Origin of the sequence: Bradyrhizobium sp. CCBAU 53415, from assembly GCF_028128735.1 — a bacterium.
Classification (GTDB): domain Bacteria; phylum Pseudomonadota; class Alphaproteobacteria; order Rhizobiales; family Xanthobacteraceae; genus Bradyrhizobium.
Genome location: NZ_LBJF01000027.1, coordinates 1,692,249 through 1,709,367, shown reverse-complemented (window position 1 = coordinate 1,709,367; position 17,119 = coordinate 1,692,249). Strand labels below are relative to the sequence as shown.

The following is a 17,119-nucleotide window of genomic DNA, read 5'->3' as shown; positions in this document are numbered from 1 at the left end:
GGGCCTTCAGCGCCTGACGGTGGTGTCGATGCTGATCGAGCCACCGATCTTCACGCAGGTCCCGGTGCCCTCGACCATGACGAAGCGCGCGCCGTAGGAGGCGCAGGAGCCCGCTCCTGCCTTGCCGGTGGCGCTCTTCAACGGCAGGGCTTTGCCCGCTTGTGGCCGCTCGGCAGGCGGCAGGCGCAAGGCTTCCGCGGCGGCCACGGAGGTTGCCGGGAACGAGATCAGGGTCAGGATGAGGAGTGGCCCACGCATGGCAGCGTTTTAGCCCGGACAGGTGCCGCGCGCCATCGGGGCCGTCCGCGTTCGCAATCAGATGAACTTGACGCCGGCCGACTTGCCGCGGCGCCAGACCACCTGGCAGCTCCGCCCGGTGCGCGCGTCGCGAGCGAACGCCATCCGGATCACGCCCGGAAGCTGGCTCGCGTCCTCGTCCATCGTGATTCTGGCACCCGAGTCCGAGATGTCCTGGACCAGGCAATGCCGCGCGGCGAAGCCGCCGTCGAGCGTGATCCAGGCGTGCTGCGACAGCAGCTTGCGGGCGGCGCGCTTCTTCGGCGGTGGCATTGGCGAAAAATCTCCCTGCCCAGCGCTACGCAGGGAACCCTAAGAAACCGTTGAAATCGCCTCCGAATGATCCCGGGCCGGCGCTGTCCACCGGAGGCAAGAGTCCGTTCCCGAACGGCTTGCCCAGGAACGCAAAGGCCACTATACGTTCGCCCGCTGCAAGCCGCCGGGCGCTGTTCGGCCGGCCAGCGGCCGTACCGCGGAAAGCGGCGGGGCCCTGCGTTTGCTCCCTTCGTCTATCGGTTAGGACGCCACCCTTTCACGGTGGAGAGAGCGGTTCGATTCCGCTAGGGAGCGCCAGCCGCGCGAAGCCTCGCCGGCGGCAATAAATCCACCGCCGCGGCATGAACCTCCCCCCCCTCCGACCAAGCTCCGATCGGAACCGGTAGAGGCCCATGGCACCCCCATGGCGCGGCGCGAGATCATCCCGGAAGGCCCGTCCGGTGCTGCTCGGGCTGGTCCGAACGCCACCGCCCGGATCACGCGATGACGGCATTGTGACGTTACGCCGCGAACTCGCCGCGCGACTTCCGCCTGCGCGTTTACCGGAAATTTACCCCTGCTCATGTGCGCCGGTATCAATTGCTTAGAGTTTGGCCGCTACCCGTGGAAACACGGAAATCATCCAAAATAGATTGGCGCTCATGTCCGTCGCAGAGTTCCTCAGGCAACGAGCCGTAGACGTTGCGGTGAGCGGCAGCTACTCGCTGCCCCGCTGGTACGATTGCGAGGGCAAGCTCCGCAGCTTCGCCTGCCGGACCAAGCGCGTCTCGCCCTTCCGCATGATCGTGGACGTGCCTGTCGTCGGCAAGGTCGGCGAGCGCGTGACCTCCTACTTCCAGGATTTCGGCGAATTCCAGTGCACCATCAGCGCGACACTGAAGTCGGGCCTCCTGATGGAGCTCGACATGACGCGGGCGCGGCGCGCCTGGATGTCGGAAAAGCTGACCTGGCTCGAGAAGAAGCAGAAGGATGCCAGCGTTCGAGAACTGCGGCGTGACGCGCGTTTCGTTCCGCAGGTCTCGCACACCGTCCTGACCCTCGCGGACGGCAGCACTCATCCATGCTTCATCATCGACGTCTCGACGGCCGGCGTCGCAGTGTCCTCCGAGTACGACCCGCCGGTCGGAACCGCGCTTGCGGTCGGCGCCTGCGTCGGGCGGGTGATCCGCAAATTCGAGCACGGCTTTGCGGTCAAGTTCGCCGAGAGGCAGTCCCGGGACGACCTCGCCCGCCTGATCGCGCGCTCGGCCGTATCACAGCCGGCCTGACCCGCCGCATCTCCGCCCTATCGCGGCCCCATTGCGGGATCAGCTTGTGAAGGTCTGTGCCTCGGCCCGGACGTCATTTTGCAGACTCGCGATCGGGGGACCGAATGGCAGTCGACAAGATCACAGTTGGCAAGATCACAGTGGGGAAGATCACTTGGGACAGGGTCGGCCGGGTCACCGAGCCCGGACGGTACATGTACACGTTCGGCTGGCTCACCATCACCGCCGGCGATCTCGAGATCTGGAAGCGATACCCACAGGCGGCGTTCACGCTGCTGGCGCAACCGGCCGATCCCGACGCATCGATCAGCGAAGAATTCCATCTCGGCGCCTTCGATGTCGCGCCCGGCGCGACGTCGCAGTTCACCACGCATTGAAGAACGAATTCGAGACCGCCGGGTCGCTGCTGCGCGAGCAGCGGTTCCTGGCAAGCGCTGCGCCGAGCGCCGACATCCCGGGAACGCTTGGCACGGGCGTTGCTTTATCATTGCCATGATACATATCCCTGCCGTCGATCAGGCCTTCCTGCTGCTGCTCATCGTCTCTTGCCTCGGCACGTGCCTCGTACGTGCCTTCTGGGAGCTGGAGCAGGTGCGAGCCCGCTGGATCGCCGCCCGGCCCCGCGGGCGCACAAGGAAGCGGGACTAGCCCATCGGCCGGCGCCCCCTGCCGCGGAAGGAGACCATCCCGCCCGCGGATTCGCCACGGGGACGGGCGCGCAGCAAATCGAGGAAACCGGCGCACCTCCTTGATTTGGCTTGCCGATCTGGATTCGATATGGGGCGCGCGGTCGTTGCCATGGATGACGAGCATTTTTTGCCATGCAATTGATTGCGCTTGAATTCTAGATCTTCGCGGGCGACCCAGATGAATGGAGGCTGTCGCGCGTGTTAAGCGAGCCGACAGCGGGCGCATGACAGATGGTCGCATCGGGTGGACGTAGATAAGCGGATCGAGGGAACCTATTTTCGGCGCCGATGTATTTGATTGAAGCGCTACCCACCGTCATTGGAACTGCCGCCATTGCCCCGGCGCTGCTGATGCTGTGGCTTGTCATCGCCGCCGAAGAGCGTCCCGGTCCGCCGGCCCAGGTCTGGACTGCCTTCCTGCTCGGCGCGGCCAGCATTTCGCTGCTGGGTCTCGCCCGCGCCCCCTTCGCCAAGATGGTCGCAGCCCCCGACGACCCCTGGGCCGCGCTCGCCATGCATTCGGTCTTCGGCGTCGCGCTGCCCGAGGAGGCCGTCAAGGTGATCGCCATCGTGCTGGTTTCATCGACCAAGCGGCGGACCTTCTCCAATCCGATGGATACCGTGGTCTATGGCGCCGCAGTCGGCCTCGGCTTCGCCGCGTATGAGAACCTTGCCTATCTGGTTCAGCACGCGGAGATGTGGCGCTCGCTGGCTGCCCTGCGCAGTGTACTGACGGTGCCGTTCCACGGCGCGCTCGGCATCATAGCGGGCGCCTACCTGACGATCGCACGCGCCGGTACGGCACTCGGCGCGAACCGCCGCCATCGCGATTGGGCCCGTCTTTCCAGCCGGCTACTGATCTTCGCCGGCCCGCTTGCGCTGCATTCGGCCTTCGACTTCCCGCTACTGGCGCTCCAGCGCATGCCCGATCTCGATCCGACGCTGCGAATGTGGCTGGGCGCCGCGAGCCTCCTGGTCGGCTTCAGCTCGATTGCTTTCGCCATCCGTCTGGTCCGGCGCGTGGCGCGCCACCATGCGCCGCGGACCGATGTCGCACGTGAGCGGCTCAGCCAGCTCCGCCGGATGTGGGCACTGCTGCTCGCCGGCGGCGGCCTCGGCTTTCTGGGCCTCGCCTTCGTGCTGACGTCGATCCATCACTGGCTGATCAATCCCGAGCGCAACCTGACGCTGGCGCTGATCCCGATTGGTTTCGTCTCGATCCTGCTCGGCCTGGCGCTTCTGATTGTCACAACGGCGATCTACATTCTCGGCCGCAACCGCATCCGCACCAGCGCGGAAGGTTTTTCCTCGGCGCCCGGCGGCGGCTGAGGGCGCGATGGCAAGCGCGGTGCACATAGACTAGATTGATCCGCCTGAGCTGCTTACGAGATCGAGACCATCATGACATCGCCTGAGGAATTTTCACGGCTCCGATCCACCATGAACCAGGCGGTCAAGGCGCATTGGAAGGCCTTCCTGTTCGAGGGTATCCTGCTTGTGGTTCTCGGCGTTGCCGCATTGATCCTCCCGCCGCTCGCGAGTCTTGCGACCGCGATCTTCCTCGGCTGGATGTTCCTGATCAGCGGCATCGGCGGACTGATCGCGACTTATTGGGCGCGCAGCACGCCAGGCTTCTGGTGGTCGCTGATCTCGGCCGCGCTGGCCGTGCTCACCGGCATGCTGCTACTGGCCAGGCCGATGCAGGCCGTGCTGACGCTGACCATCGTGCTCGGCGCCTATTTCCTTGCCGAGGGCGTCGCCACCATCATGTACGCGCTGGAGCACCGTCGCGAGCTGAGCGGCCGCTGGTCGTGGCTCCTGATCTCCGGCCTCGTCGACATCGCGATCTCGTTCATGGTGATCACGGGACTGCCGAGCTCGGCGGACTGGGCCATCGGCGTCCTCGTCGGTATCAACCTGCTGTTCGGCGGCGCCACCCTGATCGGCATGGCGTTGGCGGCACGCAACAGCAACACCTGAGGCGCCTCGTCGCTTCCCGCGCCGTTTGGGGGGTGACAACCCGCCTACGGCACGCTATATGGCCAGTCATGATCACCGTCGCCATCAGCTATTTTTGGTACTTTAGCTACGACAGCTCGCTGGCGGCGGGAGGATCGCGCTCAATCTGACACATTGCAGCAAACGTCCGAACAAGCCGCCAGACCTGGCGGCTTTTTGTTGGCCGGCAGGTTTCCAAAAACAGACAGGAGCCCGCCGTGCTGAGCACGACCGACGATCTTCGCATCCGTGAACTGAAAGAGCTGAGCACGCCGGAAGAGGTGATGCGGGAGGTCCCGCGCACGCTCACCGCGACGCGCGTGGTGATGGCCGCCCGCAACGCCATCCACGCCATCCTGGGCGGTCAGGACGACCGCCTGTTGGTCGTGGTCGGCCCCTGCTCGGTGCATGATCCCAGGGCCGCGCTTGACTACGCCGAGCGCCTTGCGCGCCTGCGCGAAGACCTTGCCGACCAGCTCGAGATCGTGATGCGGGTCTATTTCGAGAAGCCGCGGACCACCGTCGGCTGGAAGGGCCTGATCAACGACCCCAATCTCGATGGCAGCTTCGACATCAACAGGGGCCTGCGGCTGGCGCGCAACGTGCTGTCGGCAGTGAACAATCTCGGCCTGCCCGCCGGCACCGAATTCCTGGACATGACGACGCCGCAATACATTGCCGACCTCGTCTCATGGGCCGCAATCGGTGCACGCACGACCGAGAGCCAGATCCATCGCGAGCTGGCCTCGGGACTGTCCTGCCCGGTCGGCTTCAAGAACGGCACCGACGGCAATGTGCGGATCGCGGCTGACGCGGTGAAGTCGGCCTCGCATCCGCATCATTTCATGGCGGTGACGAAGCTCGGCCGCTCGGCAATCGCCTCGACCGCCGGCAACGAGGATTGCCACATCATCCTGCGTGGCGGCAGCAAGCCAAACTACGACGCGGCAAGCGTTGCGGCCGCCTGTAATGAATTGACCAAATCCGGCGTCGCGCCGCTCGTGATGGTGGATGCAAGCCATGCCAATTCGAGCAAGAAGCCGGAGAACCAGCCGCTGGTGATGGCCGACATCGCCCGTCAGATCTCGGGCGGCGAGAGCCGCATCATGGGCGCGATGATCGAGAGCAACCTCGTCGCCGGTCGCCAGGACGTGGTGCCGGGCAAGCCGCTCACCTACGGCCAGAGCATCACCGACGGCTGCATCGACTGGCCGACCACGGCAACCGCGCTCGAGCAGCTCGCCGACGCGGTCGAGATCCGCCGCAACGCCCGGCGCGCAGGGCTGCACGAGCGGTCGGCGTAAGGCACTACGAAGATGGGTCGGCTCACTCTCACCTCTCCCCGCTGGGGCCCAGTGCGGGGAGAGGTCGAAGCCTCAGCAGCCGCGGCAGATGCTCTTGATCTTGCGATCGAGCTCCGCATCTTCCTTGTTGGCGGGGGTGTTCGGATTGCTCAGATTCTTCTCGCTCGGTACGTCCGCCGCACGCGGCTGGCGGTGACCGACGGGCGCCGGCAACACTGTTCCAGGGATTGCGCCGCCGGATGTCGCTCCCTTCGAGCCGTTGGTCTGCGCAAGCGCCGCGCCATCAAGCGAGACCACGAGCGATGCTGCCAGCATGATCTTCTTCATCTTCACGTCTCCATTCTCAAACCGGCGCACGTCCCACCCCGCTCAGGTCTCGGGCGGATAGAGATGAACGTCGCCGCAATAATCCACGATACGATAGCGCGTTTCGGCTCCCGCAGCATCCGCATCGGGTGCGGTATTTTGCGGCGCCGAGACGTAGCTTGGCCCCACGGGCGATTTGCCGGCGCCGCCGGGAATGTCGATGACATAGTCCGGCTGACACAGTCCTGACACCCGCCCGCGCAACTGCCGCATCAGGTCCTGTCCCTCCGCCAGCGTCGTTCGCAGATGCGCCGTGCCCGGTGCCAGATCGCCGTGATGCAGATAGTAGGGCTTGATCCGGCATTCGACGAAAGCTCGCATCAAATCCGACAGAGCGCCGATGTTGTCATTGACGCCGCGCAACAGCACGGACTGGCTCACCAGGGGAATTCCGGCATCGGCGAGCCGCGCGCAGGCCGCACGCGCGAGCCCTGAAAGTTCGCGCGCGTGGTTGGCGTGCACCGCCAGCCAGGTGGTCGCGCCCGCGACCTTCAATGCCGCAACCATCTCCTTGCTGACGCGCACGGGCTCGACCACCGGCACGCGGGTGTGAAGACGGATGATCTTGACGTGATCGATCGCGGCCAGATCGGCCATGATCTCGCTCATTCGTCGCGGCGACAGCATCAGGGGGTCGCCGCCGGTCAGAATCACTTCCCAGATCTCGTCGTGTGCGCGGATGTAATCGATCGCCGCGCGATAGGCGCTGTCCGACAGCGCATTTTCCTTGCCGGGCCCCACCATCTCGCGGCGGAAGCAGAAGCGGCAATAGACCGCGCAGACGTGAACGAGCTTGAACAACACGCGGTCGGGATAGCGGTGCACGATCCCGGGAACCGGCGAATGCGGGTGGTCGCCGATCGGATCGGCGTTTTCGCCCGGCTTCAGGTCCAGCTCGGCTGCGGTCGGAACGAATTGTCGCGCGATGGGATCGTCGGGATCGGTCGTGTCGATCAGCTCGACCAGATCAGGCGTGATCGCTACGGCATAACGCGCGGCAACCCGTTCGAGCGCCGGCAACGCGGATGCAGGGGCCAGACCCTCGGCCACCAGCTCGGCAGGCTCGCGCAGAGTGCGTGCAAGGATTGTCTTCGTCATCTCTCATCCGCAGGCGGAGTCCACACCACCTGATCAATTCGTGTTGCGCCGCTCGCCAGCATGACCAGCCGGTCGAAGCCAAGTGCGACGCCACTCGCCTCCGGCATTGCGGCAACGGCAGCCAGAAAGTCCTCGTCGAGCGGATAGGCTTCGCCGTAGCGGCGCTGCTTCTCCGCCATCGATTCCGTGAAGCGTTTTCGCTGCTCCTCGGCATCGGTCAGTTCGCCAAAGCCGTTGGCGAGCTCCACGCCGCAAGCATAGACCTCGAACCGCTCGGCGAGCCTCGGATCGTCCACCTTCACCCGCGCCAGCGCCGCTTCTGGAGATGGGTATTCAGACAGGATGGTCAAACGCCCCTGCCCCAGATGCGGCTCGACATGCTCGACCAGGATCTTGCTGAAAATGTCGGACCAGGTGTCGTCCTCGGCTATACGGATCTTGCAGCGGGCCGCTGCGGCGAGCGCGGCACGGTTACCCTCGCCGTCCGAAATTGTCGACAGCAGGTCGATGCCGGCGAAGCACTCGAAGGCGCCCGCGACCGTCAGGAGTTCCGGCTCGGCGAAGGGATCGGCGGTCCGGCCGCGGAAGGAGAAGGTCCCGATGCCGGTCGCCTGCGCCGCACGAGAAATGACGACGACGGTATCGGCCATGATGGCATCATAGGGGGCACCCGCCCGGTACCATTCCAGCATCGTGAATTCGGGCAGGTGCAGGTCGCCGCGCTCGCGGTCCCGGAACACCCGGGCGAACTCGAAAATCCGCGTCTCGCCCGCCGCCAGCAGCTTCTTGCAGGCGAATTCGGGCGAGGTCCGCAGGTATCGGCCGGCCCGACTGCCGTCGGGTCGCATGATCTCGGTCCGGGGGGCGTGCAGATGGGTCTCGTTGCCCGGGGAGACCTGAAGGACGGAGGTTTCGACCTCCGTGAAGCCCTGCTCGGCGAAAAAGGCCCGCAAAGCTCCGGTCACGGCGCCCCTGGCCTGGAGGAACGGCCGCCGGTCGAGGTGCCTGCCGGGCGACCAGAACGGCGACATCGGCTTGTCCCCCGACATCAACCGACCACCCCGGCCGCCAGCAAAGTGCTGGCATCCAACGGCAAAATCAGTATGTTGCGGCCCGAAACGGGCGCCGAGGTCCGATTTGAGGCCCTAAGTCCCCCATCGATTTGACCAGGTCCTGGCCGCAGCCGGGCCAAGTAAGCAGGAAATACAGCTTTGAGAGTCATCGCCAGTTCTATTCGCAAGGGCAACGTGATCGAGCAAGACGGCAAGCTTTATGTCGTCGTGAGCGCCGAAAACATCCATCCTGGCAAGGGCACCCCGGTCAGCCAGATCGAAATGCGCCGAATCTCGGACGGGGTAAAGATCTCCGAACGCTACAAGACCACCGACCAGGTCGAAAAGGCCACGATCGAGGAGCGCAACTATACCTACCTCTATGAGGACGGCGACGGCTACCACTTCATGAACCCGGAGACCTACGATCAGGTCCAGGTTTCCAAGGACGTCGTCGGCGACGCCGCCGCGTATCTCCAGGAGAGCATGACCGTCAAGCTGTCCATGCACGACACCAATCCGGTGTCGATCGCGCTGCCCCAGCGCGTGACGCTGGAAGTGGTCGACACCGAGCCCGTGACCAAGGGTCAGACCGCCTCCTCCTCCTACAAGCCGGCGGTGCTGTCCAATGGCGTGCGCACCACCGTGCCGCCGCACATCACGGTCGGCACCCGCATCGTGGTGATGACCGAGGACGGCTCCTACGCCGAACGCGCCAAGGACTAAGCGAGCAATCGAGGATCGGAACAGGTACCGCCGGGGGGCGAGGCAGTGGGCAGGAAGAGTCTCCGCTTCGTCTCGCTTCTCCTGGCGTTGCTGTCGCTCCTCGTCGCCGCGCCGCTCGCTGCGGATGAATTCCGCAACCCCTCGCTCACTGCCCTGCGCGTCGACTGGCGGGCAGCGCTCGACCAGCTCCGTGTCGAGATCAACAGCCGCCCCCAGGTTGCGGGCGACTTCATCTTCGCACCCCGCCGTTCGGTGCCGCGCTACGATCCGCGCGCAACGCCCGCGCTGGTGCAGCTCAACGCGATCTCCTTGCGCTTCTTCACCGGCATTACCCGAAGTGCCATACCCGTGCTGCTGCCGTTCGACGCCGCGGCGTACCTCGAGGCGCAGCGCAGCGGCGCGCCGGCGACGCTCGCCCTGTCGCGCTACCAGGCTGACTTCAATCCCGTTGACATGTTCGATGCCGGCCCTGCCGGCTACAGCGCGACCTTCGCGCTCGAACCCGGCGCCGGCGAGGGCATGCCGAGCCGGGTGTTCGCAAGGCCGGTCGAGGTTCAGATCACGGGCTCGGCCCTCGTCTACGACATCGCCGATCCCGCCGGCGGCAAGGGCGAGCCGGTCAAGCCGCTCGCGACAACCTACCCAGACCTGCGCAAGTTCATCCGGGAAGGCTATGTGCGCTACGCCTTCACCCGCTTCGGCGTCGCCTATGTGGTGTCGATCCAGTGCCTCGACAGCATCGCCAAACCGCGACGGCTCGCCTGCAAGGAAGCCTACCCGGTCGCCGAGCGCTTCCTGAGGGCGCTGCGTGTCGCAGGCGGCCAGCGCATGCGGCCGCTGACGGACATTGCCTCCAACGTGCTCGACCGTCCGGCCGAGCGTTCACCGGACTTCGGCTACCGGCCAAGCGGCGACATCATCCCGAACACGGGCTACCGCAACAAGAGCGGCCATCCCGACATGATGGCCTATGCCCAGATCCGCTTTCCCCTCGAGAAGGTGCCCGCCTTCGTGCGCTCGCAATCCTACGGCAAGCGCGACAGGAGCGAAGGCCCGACCGCCTACCCCTGGCGCGACAATTTCTGCGAGTCGCGCGGTTTCGAGGTGTGGCAATGTGGCGGAGGCTACGGCCACCAGGGCGAGGACATCCGCGCCGCCGACTGCCCGCCGCCCGGTGAAGGCCGCGAGCCCTGCGATCCCAAGCAGCGCGCCGTCGTCGCCGTGCGTGACGCGATCGTCATCCGCGGAGCCAAGGACCAGGCCGCGACACTTCAAGTCAATAGTCGCACCGAGCACATCCGTTTCCGCTACATGCACATGAATCCGCAGGTGATGAACGCCGATGGCGTGCTCAATGGCCGCTTCGTCACCGAAGGCGAGAAGATCGGTGTGATCTCGAACTATCTCGATCATCCCGCCGGCACGTCGATGCACCTGCATTTCGATGTTCAAGTGTTCACCCGCGACGGCTGGATCTGGGTCAGCCCCTACGTCACGCTGGTCTCCGCCTATGAACGCCTGATCCGCGCCCGCGGCCGCGAAGTCGGTCCGGAGGTTGCGGAGACCCCGCAGCCTGTGGCGCACGCGCTGCCCGAGGACGTGATCAAGCCGGACCCGCGCGAGGGATCGGGCGGCGAGGACAATTGACAGCTTGCTCGTTCTGATGCCGGGCGGTGCAAGAGCGTGTTGTCGCGCGCACCGCCGGCTCGAACGCAGAAGGGACAGGATTGATGAGTGTCGGACTGATCGGTCTTCTCGACGATGTCGCGGCGATCGCAAAGGTGGCAGCAGCTTCGCTCGACGATGTGGCGAGCCAGGCCGCCAAGGCGGGCGCAAAGGCGGCTGGCGTGGTCATCGACGACACGGCCGTCACGCCGAACTACGTCATCGGTTTCGCCTCGAAACGCGAACTGCCGATCGTCGGTAAGATCGCGGTCGGATCGCTGCGCAATAAATTACTGATCCTGCTGCCGATTGCCCTGCTGCTTGGTTATTTCCTTCCCGCCGCGATCACGCCGCTGCTCATGCTGGGCGGCGCCTTTCTCTGCTACGAGGGCGCCGAAAAGGTGCTCGAAGCCGTGATGCCGCATCATGCGCACCACCACGAAACTCAGCTCCAGCCGATCGCGTTGAATGCCCGGTCGATGGAGGACGAGAAGGTCGCGAGCGCCATCAAGACGGATTTCATCCTGTCGGCGGAGATCATGGCGATCACGCTCGCGGCCCTCCCGGCGGGCAGCATCTGGACGCAGGCGCTGGTGCTGGCGCTGGTCGGCCTCTTTATCACCGTTGGGGTCTATGGCGTGGTCGCCCTGATCGTGAAGGCGGACGATGTCGGCGTGGCCCTCGCGCGCCACGACGGCGCCTCTGTCATTGGCGGTGCGATCCGCTGGCTTGGACGCGCGCTCGTCCGCGGCATGCCCACCTTCCTGGCGGTGCTGAGCACCGTCGGCACCGCCGCCATGATCTGGGTCGGCGGCGGCATCATCCTGCTCGGCATCGAAAAATACGGCCCGCCCGTGATCGGCCGCACGGTCCATGCCGCAACCGAGGCTGCCGCACACGTCCTTCCATCCGTTGCCGGCATCATCGAATGGTCGGTCGAAGCAGCCATCTCGGGCGCACTTGGACTGCTTGTCGGCGCACTTGCGATTCCGGCCGTTGAATACAGTCTCACACCGGCCTGGAAGCGGCTGAGGCGATCGCAGTCGGCCTGAACATTGCGGTTGCGAATTGCGAATGCGGCTACTCCAGGAACGTCGTCAGTTGCGCGCCCTCATCTGCGACGAACACCGCGATCAACTCCGCCGGCTCCGTCATACTGGCATTGGCTGAGACCAGATGCGTCGAGCCGGGCGGCTCAAAGAAGGACTGGCCGACGCCGAACGTCTCGACCGGGCCGCCGCCGAGCTGAGAACGAATCTCGCCCTTGGTGATGTAGGCCGTGACGGATCCCGAGTGACGGTGCGGCCGCGAAAATCCGCCGGGACCGTACGACACGCGCACGATGGTGACGCGCTTGCCCGGGACGTTCGGAAGCGCATAGGAGCCGATCGGCTCGACCTTGTCGAGCGGCGACCCCTCCGCCGCCGTGGCGCAAAGCGGGGCCAGCACGCCTGAGACGGTGTCCATCGTCACCGGCAGCGCCTTGCCGATCGCAAGCGCGCAGGCAAGCCCTGCGACGGCGGCGAGCGCCGTCGAGCGTGACGGCATCGGACGCGGCACGGCAGGAAGGCTCATTGCTGTCATCGTGATCTCCCCCTGTCGCCATCAGGATGCAGCGGCGGCCGCTGCGACCGGCCGCCTTGCAGGCGTCCAGCGGAACGCTGCACCGAAACGATTCCAGACATTGATCGAGGCGACCGCCGAGGTCAGGTACGTCAGTTCCGTCTCGGAAAATTCGCCGGACGCTTCCGCGTAGACCTCCTCGCTGATCCCGTCGGGCAGACAGGTCAGCGCCTCGGCCCAGGCCAGCGCAGCACGCTCGCGCGGCGAAAAGATCGGCGCCTCGCGCCAGACCGCGACCAGATGGAGCTTGTCGACCGGAACGCCAATCCGTTCCGACAGCAGGACGTGATGCTGCACGCAGAAGGCGCAGCCGTTGATCTGCGACGAGCGCAGTTTGACGAGTTCCAGAAGCTGCTTGTCGAGCCCGGCCTTGGCCGCAAGCTGGCCCAGCGCCAGCACCACATCATAGGCATCGGGAGCGATCTTCTTGAAATCCTCGTATTCGCTGCGGGCGTGTGACATTGCCGTTCACCTCGTCTTGTTATAAGAGTGCGTATATCTTATAAGAGCTCTTATATGTCACGCAAGATCAATGACGTCACGAGATCGCAATCGGGACGAAGGCCGGTCGAAGACGGCGCCGTGCATGTTCCCGCTCCCGGGGAAGGCAAGCGGGGCGAGCAAGGCTATCTCGGCTATCTGCTGCGACAGGCCCACGCCGCGGTTCGCCTGACGATGGAGCGGACTCTCGCCGATCTCGGCGTGACGCCGCCGCAGTTCGCGGTACTGACCATGCTGAACGCCTATCCGGGCCTGTCGGGCGCCGATGTCGCCCGCCTCACCTTCCTGACGCCACAGACCGTCGGCGTCATCATCCGCAACCTCGAACGCGACGGCGCGATTGCGATGACACCTCATCCGGTCCACGGCCGCATCCAGCAATGGACGCTGACGCCGCGCGGCGCGACGCTGTTGAAGGCGTGCCGGCACCGTGTGCTCGAATTGGAGAAGCGCCTCGCTCGTGATTTGGATTCAAAGGCGGAAACAACCATCCGGCGTTGGCTTGCCGGAATCGCGGCCGACCTGAAGGAGGCTTAGGCCGCCGACATTCGCAGTCGTTGATTGCAGCTTCTGCTGCCTCAGCGCGCCCTACCCGCCTTTCAACGCATTCTTGACCTCGCCATCGGGCCAGGTCTTGTCCGTCGCGATCACCCGCACGCGGCTTTGATCGGCGGTATTCACCAGCACGTGCGAACTCATCCGGTCACCGCTCGGCTCGAGACGCAAATCGGTTTCGGGCTTCCAACTCAGCGTGGTCGCGAGGTCGCCGGGGAAAATCTGCCATTGCGATCCGTCGTCGAGTTCGACGACATGGCTTTCCGCATGTGCGCGTATCTTCATTCCACCCCGATTCGATCTGCCGATCCTGCGACGAAGGGCCCCGGCATCAAGCCGGGGCCCGGTTCCGTCAGTCATTGTCGTGATGAATGACGGTCTTGCTGCGATTGCCGAATTCATCTTCCTTCTTGATCACCGTGGTACGATCGGCGGGCTCGCGTTCCCTGATGACGGTGGTGTGGTCGCGGTCCCGCTCACGATATTCGTGGGACTGGCCAACCGTCACGCCGGCGCCGACCGGGCCGACATGGACGCCGACTTCATCGGCAAACGCAGGCGCCGCAACGGCGGTGGCAATGGCGGCAGCAAGCAGAAATTTCTTCATCTTCTCCTCCTCATTCTCATGTGGGGGAATGCAGGACTGCGACAGTTTGTTCCGACAAACGACGCGTGGATCGGGCCTGCAGATGTTCCAGAACCGACTCACACGGGCCATGTTTCCGGCTAGAATGCGCCCATGAAGCACGCTGATTCCTCGCCCCGTCACACGCGCCGCGCCCTGCTCCAATCGGCGATCGGTGCAGCCGCCTTGCTCGCCGTCCCGACACGCGCTCTCGCCGCGCCTTCGGGCTTCGACGAATGGCGCGAGAGCTTTCGCGCACGCGCGATGGCGAAGGGTATTTCAGCAGCGACCTGGCAGCGCGCGATGGGACGGGTCGAGCCGGACATGAGCGTGTTCAAGCAGATGCGCAACCAGCCCGAATTCCACGAACAGGTCTGGCAATACATCAATCGCCGCGTCTCGGACTGGCGCATCATCAACGGCAAGATCGCGCTGAAGAACAACGAGGCATTGTTCGCCCGCATCGAGCGCGATTTCGGCGTAGAGCGCGGCACGCTGCTGGCGCTGTGGGGCGTCGAGTCCGCCTATGGCGATCCCTTGGTGCAGCAGAACCACATGAGGCCGGTGTTTCCCTCGCTGGCCGCGCTCGCCTGGAACGAGCCGCGCCGCAAGGCCTATTGGGAGACCGAACTGATCAACGCGCTGCGGATCGTCGACAAGGGCTGGAGCACGCCCGAGCAAATGCGCGGATCCTGGGCCGGCGCGATGGGGCATTCGCAATGGATGCCGGAGGTCTGGCTCAATGTCGGCATCGACTATGACGGCGACGGCAAGGTATCGCCGTTCGGCAAGCCCGACGACGCGCTGGGCTCGACCGCGAAATATCTCGTCAATCGCGGCAAATGGCATCGTGGCGAGCATTGGGGCTATGAGGTGCGCGCGGCGGGCAATATGAGCGGCAGCCGCACCTATGCGGCCTGGCAGGCGGCCGGCGTCACCCGCGCCGACGGCCAGCCGTTTCCACAGCCCAACGCATCCGCGCAGATGTGGACGCCTGTCGCGGGCGGGCCGACCTTTCTGCTGGGACCGAATTTCTATTCGGTGAAGAGCTATAACCCTTCCATGAACTACGCGCTGGCGATCTGCCATCTCGGCGACCGCTGCCTGGGCGCACCACCCTTCATCCAGCCCTTCCCCGGCTCGGAGCGCGCGCTGACGCTCGCCGAGGTGCAGGAGATGCAGACGCGCTTGACCAAGGCCGGCTTCGATACCGGCGGCACCGATGGCCGCGTCGGCAACGACACGATGAAGGCGATCAAGGATTTTCAGCAGCGCGCCGGCATCACGCCGGCGGATGGCTATGGCGGGCTGAAGGTGCTGGCGAAGTTGCGGCAGGGATCGTAGGCGGTCTCAGTGCCGGTACTGCGGCTCCTCCGCATCCAGCTGCCGCCGGATCGCAGCGAGATGCAGCCGCGCGGATTCGGAATCGCCTTCGCGCATCTGCCTGTAGGTCTCGGCCGCGATCGCGGCATCGACCGGCAGCACTTTCCGTCCCGTCGACATCGCCAGCACCTGCACCTCGGCGGCGCGTTCGAGGTAGTAGAGATCGTCCCAGGCCTCCGCGATGGTCGGGGCCAGCACCATCACGCCGTGGTGCTTCATGAAGACGATGTCGGCGTCGCCAACGTTGGAGGCAATCCGCGCGCCTTCGCGGCTGTCGAGCGCAAGGCCGTTGTAGTCGCGGTCGACCGCCGTGCGGCCATAGAATTTCAGCGCGGTCTGGCCGGCCCAGATCAGGGGATCGCCCTCGGTCATCGACAACGCTGTCGCGTAGGGCATGTGGGTGTGGAAGGCGACCTTGGCGCGCGGCAGGCATTTGTGCATCTCGGCATGGATGTAGAAGGCGGTGGCCTCGGGCACGCCCTCGCCGTCGAGCACGTTGCCGTGGAAGTCGCAGATCAGGAGCTTGGAGGCAGTCAGTTCGCGGAAGGCGTAGCCATAGGGATTGACGAGGAACAGATCGTCATGGCCGGGCACGACGGCCGAGAAGTGATTGCAGATGCCTTCCTCGAAGCCGTTGCGCGCCGCCATACGGAAGCATGCGGCGAGATCCTCGCGCGCGGTGCGGATCGCGTCGGTCGCGAGGTCCGGCCGGTTGGAGCGGAATGGAGCGGGCGCGGGTGAGGAAGCGTGAAGGCTGTGCGCCATGGCGAAGGACACCTCTGTCGATCGAAGAGCTACCCACGTTCTACAGGGGCCACGCCCGCGCGTCAGCCCCCGTGCGTGCCACCCTGCCCTGCACAGCTCAAGCCCGCCGCGGCACGCCCCCTGCGTTCATGCCACCGTCGATGACGAGCTCGCTGCCGGTGACGTAGCGCGAGGCATCGGAGGCGAGATACAGCACGCCGGAGGCGATCTCCGCGGCCTGGCCGGCACGGCCGAGCGGCGTGACGACACGGGCGCGCTCCTCCGGATCGATCGGGGCGTTCTGACCGGCGCCGGTCGCCCCCGTCGGAATCTTGCCCCAGATCGGGGTATCGATGATGCCCGGGTGAACCGAGTTGACGCGGATGCCGTCGCCCGCCGCCGCGCACTCCATCGCGATCGATTTGGCGAACAGCCGCACGCCGCCCTTGGTCGCAGAATAGGCCGACAACCCGGGCGAGCCGCGCAGGCCCGCCAGCGAGGACATCATGACAATCGAGCCGCCGCCGGTCTTGCGCATCAAGGGCAGGCAATGCTTCACCGAGAGAAACACGCCGTCGAGATTGATCGCATTCTGCTTGCGCCAGTCAGAGAGCGTCATGTCGACGATGGAGGGCACGGCGATGCCGATGCCGGCGTTGGAGACCATGATATCGAGCCGGCCGTAGCGCTTGCCGACCTCAGCGACGATCGCGATCCAGCGCTCCTCGCTGGTGACGTCCTGCTCCAGGAAGATCGCCTTGCCGCCAGCCTTGATGACGCGCCTGGCGAGCTCAGGGCCTCTCAGCTCGTCGATGTCGGTGATGACGACCGAGGCGCCTTCGCGCGCGAACAGCTCGACGATGGCTTCGCCGATGCCGGACGCGCCGCCTGTCACCAGCGCGACCTTGCCCTCAACCTGCCCTGCCATGTTCACTCCCTTTCTTTCCTT

At 65.3% G+C, this 17,119-nt stretch carries 21 protein-coding genes and 1 tRNA gene; 11 read left to right on the top strand and 11 right to left on the bottom strand.

All coding sequences use genetic code 11. The annotated features are described in order from the left end of the window. Window positions 1–6: 6 nt before the first annotated feature. Window positions 7–258, bottom strand: a complete 252-nt coding sequence (locus XH87_RS36315) for a hypothetical protein (RefSeq protein ID WP_035703630.1) — start codon at window positions 256–258, stop codon at window positions 7–9. A gap of 57 nt (window positions 259–315) precedes the next feature. Continuing rightward, on the bottom strand, window positions 316–570 hold the full coding sequence (locus XH87_RS36310; RefSeq protein WP_035703631.1) for a PilZ domain-containing protein: 255 nt from the start codon (window positions 568–570) through the stop codon (window positions 316–318). Window positions 571–795: 225 nt separating this feature from the next. Between XH87_RS36310 and XH87_RS36305 the strand changes: the two genes are divergently transcribed. The 6 genes from XH87_RS36305 to XH87_RS36280 all read left to right on the top strand — a co-directional run bounded on the left by XH87_RS36305 (window position 796) and on the right by XH87_RS36280 (window position 5,832). Beyond that, window positions 796–870 (top strand) — tRNA-Glu (locus XH87_RS36305). A 344-nt stretch (window positions 871–1,214) separates the two neighbouring features. Further along, window positions 1,215–1,841, top strand: coding sequence for a PilZ domain-containing protein (locus XH87_RS36300; RefSeq protein WP_271590880.1), 627 nt, complete (start codon window positions 1,215–1,217; stop codon window positions 1,839–1,841). Window positions 1,842–1,945: 104 nt separating this feature from the next. Beyond that, window positions 1,946–2,218: a hypothetical protein gene (locus tag XH87_RS36295; RefSeq protein WP_271590879.1), complete on the top strand. Its 273-nt coding sequence runs from the start codon at window positions 1,946–1,948 to the stop codon at window positions 2,216–2,218. A gap of 600 nt (window positions 2,219–2,818) precedes the next feature. Then, window positions 2,819–3,859, top strand: a complete 1,041-nt coding sequence (locus XH87_RS36290; RefSeq protein WP_271519780.1) for a PrsW family intramembrane metalloprotease — start codon at window positions 2,819–2,821, stop codon at window positions 3,857–3,859. 72 nt (window positions 3,860–3,931) lie between these two features. Next, the gene (locus XH87_RS36285) at window positions 3,932–4,510 is read left to right on the top strand and encodes an HdeD family acid-resistance protein (RefSeq protein WP_035703637.1); all 579 of its coding nucleotides are present in this window, start codon (window positions 3,932–3,934) and stop codon (window positions 4,508–4,510) included. A 236-nt stretch (window positions 4,511–4,746) separates the two neighbouring features. Continuing rightward, complete coding sequence (locus tag XH87_RS36280; protein WP_271590878.1) at window positions 4,747–5,832, top strand: 3-deoxy-7-phosphoheptulonate synthase; 1,086 nt, start codon at window positions 4,747–4,749, stop codon at window positions 5,830–5,832. 72 nt (window positions 5,833–5,904) lie between these two features. Here XH87_RS36280 and XH87_RS36275 read toward each other — a convergent pair whose 3' ends face one another. From XH87_RS36275 to epmA, 3 genes are read right to left on the bottom strand one after another with little or no spacing between them, the layout of a single operon-like run. After that, on the bottom strand, window positions 5,905–6,159 hold the full coding sequence (locus tag XH87_RS36275) for a hypothetical protein (RefSeq protein ID WP_035703641.1): 255 nt from the start codon (window positions 6,157–6,159) through the stop codon (window positions 5,905–5,907). A gap of 42 nt (window positions 6,160–6,201) precedes the next feature. Beyond that, a complete protein-coding gene (locus XH87_RS36270) occupies window positions 6,202–7,296 on the bottom strand; it encodes a lysine-2,3-aminomutase-like protein (RefSeq protein WP_035703643.1) in 1,095 nt (364 codons plus the stop codon). Continuing rightward, window positions 7,293–8,345, bottom strand: coding sequence for an EF-P lysine aminoacylase EpmA (gene epmA / locus XH87_RS36265; RefSeq protein WP_271590877.1), 1,053 nt, complete (start codon window positions 8,343–8,345; stop codon window positions 7,293–7,295). The genes XH87_RS36270 and epmA overlap by 4 nt, the downstream gene beginning before the upstream one ends. A gap of 162 nt (window positions 8,346–8,507) precedes the next feature. Between epmA and efp the strand changes: the two genes are divergently transcribed. From efp to XH87_RS36250, 3 genes are all read left to right on the top strand, one after another. Continuing rightward, window positions 8,508–9,074 carry an elongation factor P gene (efp, locus tag XH87_RS36260; RefSeq protein WP_035703646.1) on the top strand — a complete coding sequence of 189 codons (567 nt, stop codon included), beginning with the start codon at window positions 8,508–8,510 and terminating at the stop codon, window positions 9,072–9,074. A gap of 45 nt (window positions 9,075–9,119) precedes the next feature. Then, entirely contained in the window at window positions 9,120–10,721 is a 1,602-nt protein-coding gene (locus XH87_RS36255) for a M23 family peptidase (protein WP_271590876.1), read from the top strand. Window positions 10,722–10,804: 83 nt separating this feature from the next. After that, a complete protein-coding gene (locus XH87_RS36250; RefSeq protein ID WP_271590875.1) occupies window positions 10,805–11,791 on the top strand; it encodes a DUF808 domain-containing protein in 987 nt (328 codons plus the stop codon). Window positions 11,792–11,819: 28 nt separating this feature from the next. Here XH87_RS36250 and XH87_RS36245 read toward each other — a convergent pair whose 3' ends face one another. Together XH87_RS36245 and XH87_RS36240 are read right to left on the bottom strand one after the other, a co-directional pair. Continuing rightward, on the bottom strand, window positions 11,820–12,323 hold the full coding sequence (locus XH87_RS36245) for a cupin domain-containing protein (RefSeq protein WP_271519793.1): 504 nt from the start codon (window positions 12,321–12,323) through the stop codon (window positions 11,820–11,822). Window positions 12,324–12,344: 21 nt separating this feature from the next. Beyond that, window positions 12,345–12,824, bottom strand: a complete 480-nt coding sequence (locus tag XH87_RS36240) for a carboxymuconolactone decarboxylase family protein (protein ID WP_271590874.1) — start codon at window positions 12,822–12,824, stop codon at window positions 12,345–12,347. 54 nt (window positions 12,825–12,878) lie between these two features. Here XH87_RS36240 and XH87_RS36235 point away from each other — a divergent pair, with 54 nt between their 5' ends. Further along, complete coding sequence (locus XH87_RS36235) at window positions 12,879–13,400, top strand: MarR family winged helix-turn-helix transcriptional regulator (RefSeq protein ID WP_035703656.1); 522 nt, start codon at window positions 12,879–12,881, stop codon at window positions 13,398–13,400. A gap of 51 nt (window positions 13,401–13,451) precedes the next feature. On the opposite strand, the gene XH87_RS36230 is transcribed toward XH87_RS36235, so the two are convergent. Then, complete coding sequence (locus XH87_RS36230; protein WP_244429563.1) at window positions 13,452–13,778, bottom strand: hypothetical protein; 327 nt, start codon at window positions 13,776–13,778, stop codon at window positions 13,452–13,454. Next, window positions 13,771–14,025: a hypothetical protein gene (locus tag XH87_RS36225; RefSeq protein WP_035703659.1), complete on the bottom strand. Its 255-nt coding sequence runs from the start codon at window positions 14,023–14,025 to the stop codon at window positions 13,771–13,773. Before XH87_RS36225 ends, XH87_RS36230 begins: the two co-directional genes overlap by 8 nt. 132 nt (window positions 14,026–14,157) lie before the next feature. On the opposite strand from XH87_RS36225, the gene XH87_RS36220 reads away from it, so the two are divergent. After that, on the top strand, window positions 14,158–15,387 hold the full coding sequence (locus tag XH87_RS36220; RefSeq protein WP_271590873.1) for a lytic murein transglycosylase: 1,230 nt from the start codon (window positions 14,158–14,160) through the stop codon (window positions 15,385–15,387). 6 nt (window positions 15,388–15,393) lie between these two features. Here the strand turns inward: XH87_RS36220 and XH87_RS36215 are convergent, their stop codons facing one another. Together XH87_RS36215 and XH87_RS36210 are read right to left on the bottom strand one after the other, a co-directional pair. After that, on the bottom strand, window positions 15,394–16,191 hold the full coding sequence (locus XH87_RS36215; RefSeq protein ID WP_271590872.1) for an aldolase: 798 nt from the start codon (window positions 16,189–16,191) through the stop codon (window positions 15,394–15,396). A 97-nt stretch (window positions 16,192–16,288) separates the two neighbouring features. Then, the gene (locus XH87_RS36210) at window positions 16,289–17,098 is read right to left on the bottom strand and encodes an SDR family NAD(P)-dependent oxidoreductase (RefSeq protein ID WP_271590871.1); all 810 of its coding nucleotides are present in this window, start codon (window positions 17,096–17,098) and stop codon (window positions 16,289–16,291) included. Between the last annotated feature and the right edge of the window lie 21 nt (window positions 17,099–17,119).

Bases quoted from the DNA above. Each gene is read 5' to 3' on its own strand.
- XH87_RS36285 (WP_035703637.1), top strand. From the start codon at position 3,932: ATGACATCGCCTGAGGAATTTTCACGGCTCCGATCCACCATGAACCAG.
- XH87_RS36295 (WP_271590879.1), top strand. From the start codon at position 1,946: ATGGCAGTCGACAAGATCACAGTTGGCAAGATCACAGTGGGGAAGATC.
- XH87_RS36220 (WP_271590873.1), top strand. From the start codon at position 14,158: ATGAAGCACGCTGATTCCTCGCCCCGTCACACGCGCCGCGCCCTGCTC.
- XH87_RS36225 (WP_035703659.1), bottom strand. From the start codon at position 14,025: ATGAAGAAATTTCTGCTTGCTGCCGCCATTGCCACCGCCGTTGCGGCG.
- XH87_RS36235 (WP_035703656.1), top strand. From the start codon at position 12,879: ATGTCACGCAAGATCAATGACGTCACGAGATCGCAATCGGGACGAAGG.
- XH87_RS36245 (WP_271519793.1), bottom strand. From the start codon at position 12,323: ATGACAGCAATGAGCCTTCCTGCCGTGCCGCGTCCGATGCCGTCACGC.
- XH87_RS36290 (WP_271519780.1), top strand. From the start codon at position 2,819: ATGTATTTGATTGAAGCGCTACCCACCGTCATTGGAACTGCCGCCATT.
- epmA (WP_271590877.1), bottom strand. From the start codon at position 8,345: ATGTCGGGGGACAAGCCGATGTCGCCGTTCTGGTCGCCCGGCAGGCAC.
- XH87_RS36230 (WP_244429563.1), bottom strand. From the start codon at position 13,778: ATGACTGACGGAACCGGGCCCCGGCTTGATGCCGGGGCCCTTCGTCGC.
- XH87_RS36210 (WP_271590871.1), bottom strand. From the start codon at position 17,098: ATGGCAGGGCAGGTTGAGGGCAAGGTCGCGCTGGTGACAGGCGGCGCG.
- XH87_RS36250 (WP_271590875.1), top strand. From the start codon at position 10,805: ATGAGTGTCGGACTGATCGGTCTTCTCGACGATGTCGCGGCGATCGCA.
- XH87_RS36315 (WP_035703630.1), bottom strand. From the start codon at position 258: ATGCGTGGGCCACTCCTCATCCTGACCCTGATCTCGTTCCCGGCAACC.
- XH87_RS36215 (WP_271590872.1), bottom strand. From the start codon at position 16,191: ATGGCGCACAGCCTTCACGCTTCCTCACCCGCGCCCGCTCCATTCCGC.
- XH87_RS36310 (WP_035703631.1), bottom strand. From the start codon at position 570: ATGCCACCGCCGAAGAAGCGCGCCGCCCGCAAGCTGCTGTCGCAGCAC.
- XH87_RS36275 (WP_035703641.1), bottom strand. From the start codon at position 6,159: ATGAAGAAGATCATGCTGGCAGCATCGCTCGTGGTCTCGCTTGATGGC.
- XH87_RS36300 (WP_271590880.1), top strand. From the start codon at position 1,215: ATGTCCGTCGCAGAGTTCCTCAGGCAACGAGCCGTAGACGTTGCGGTG.
- XH87_RS36270 (WP_035703643.1), bottom strand. From the start codon at position 7,296: ATGACGAAGACAATCCTTGCACGCACTCTGCGCGAGCCTGCCGAGCTG.
- XH87_RS36240 (WP_271590874.1), bottom strand. From the start codon at position 12,824: ATGTCACACGCCCGCAGCGAATACGAGGATTTCAAGAAGATCGCTCCC.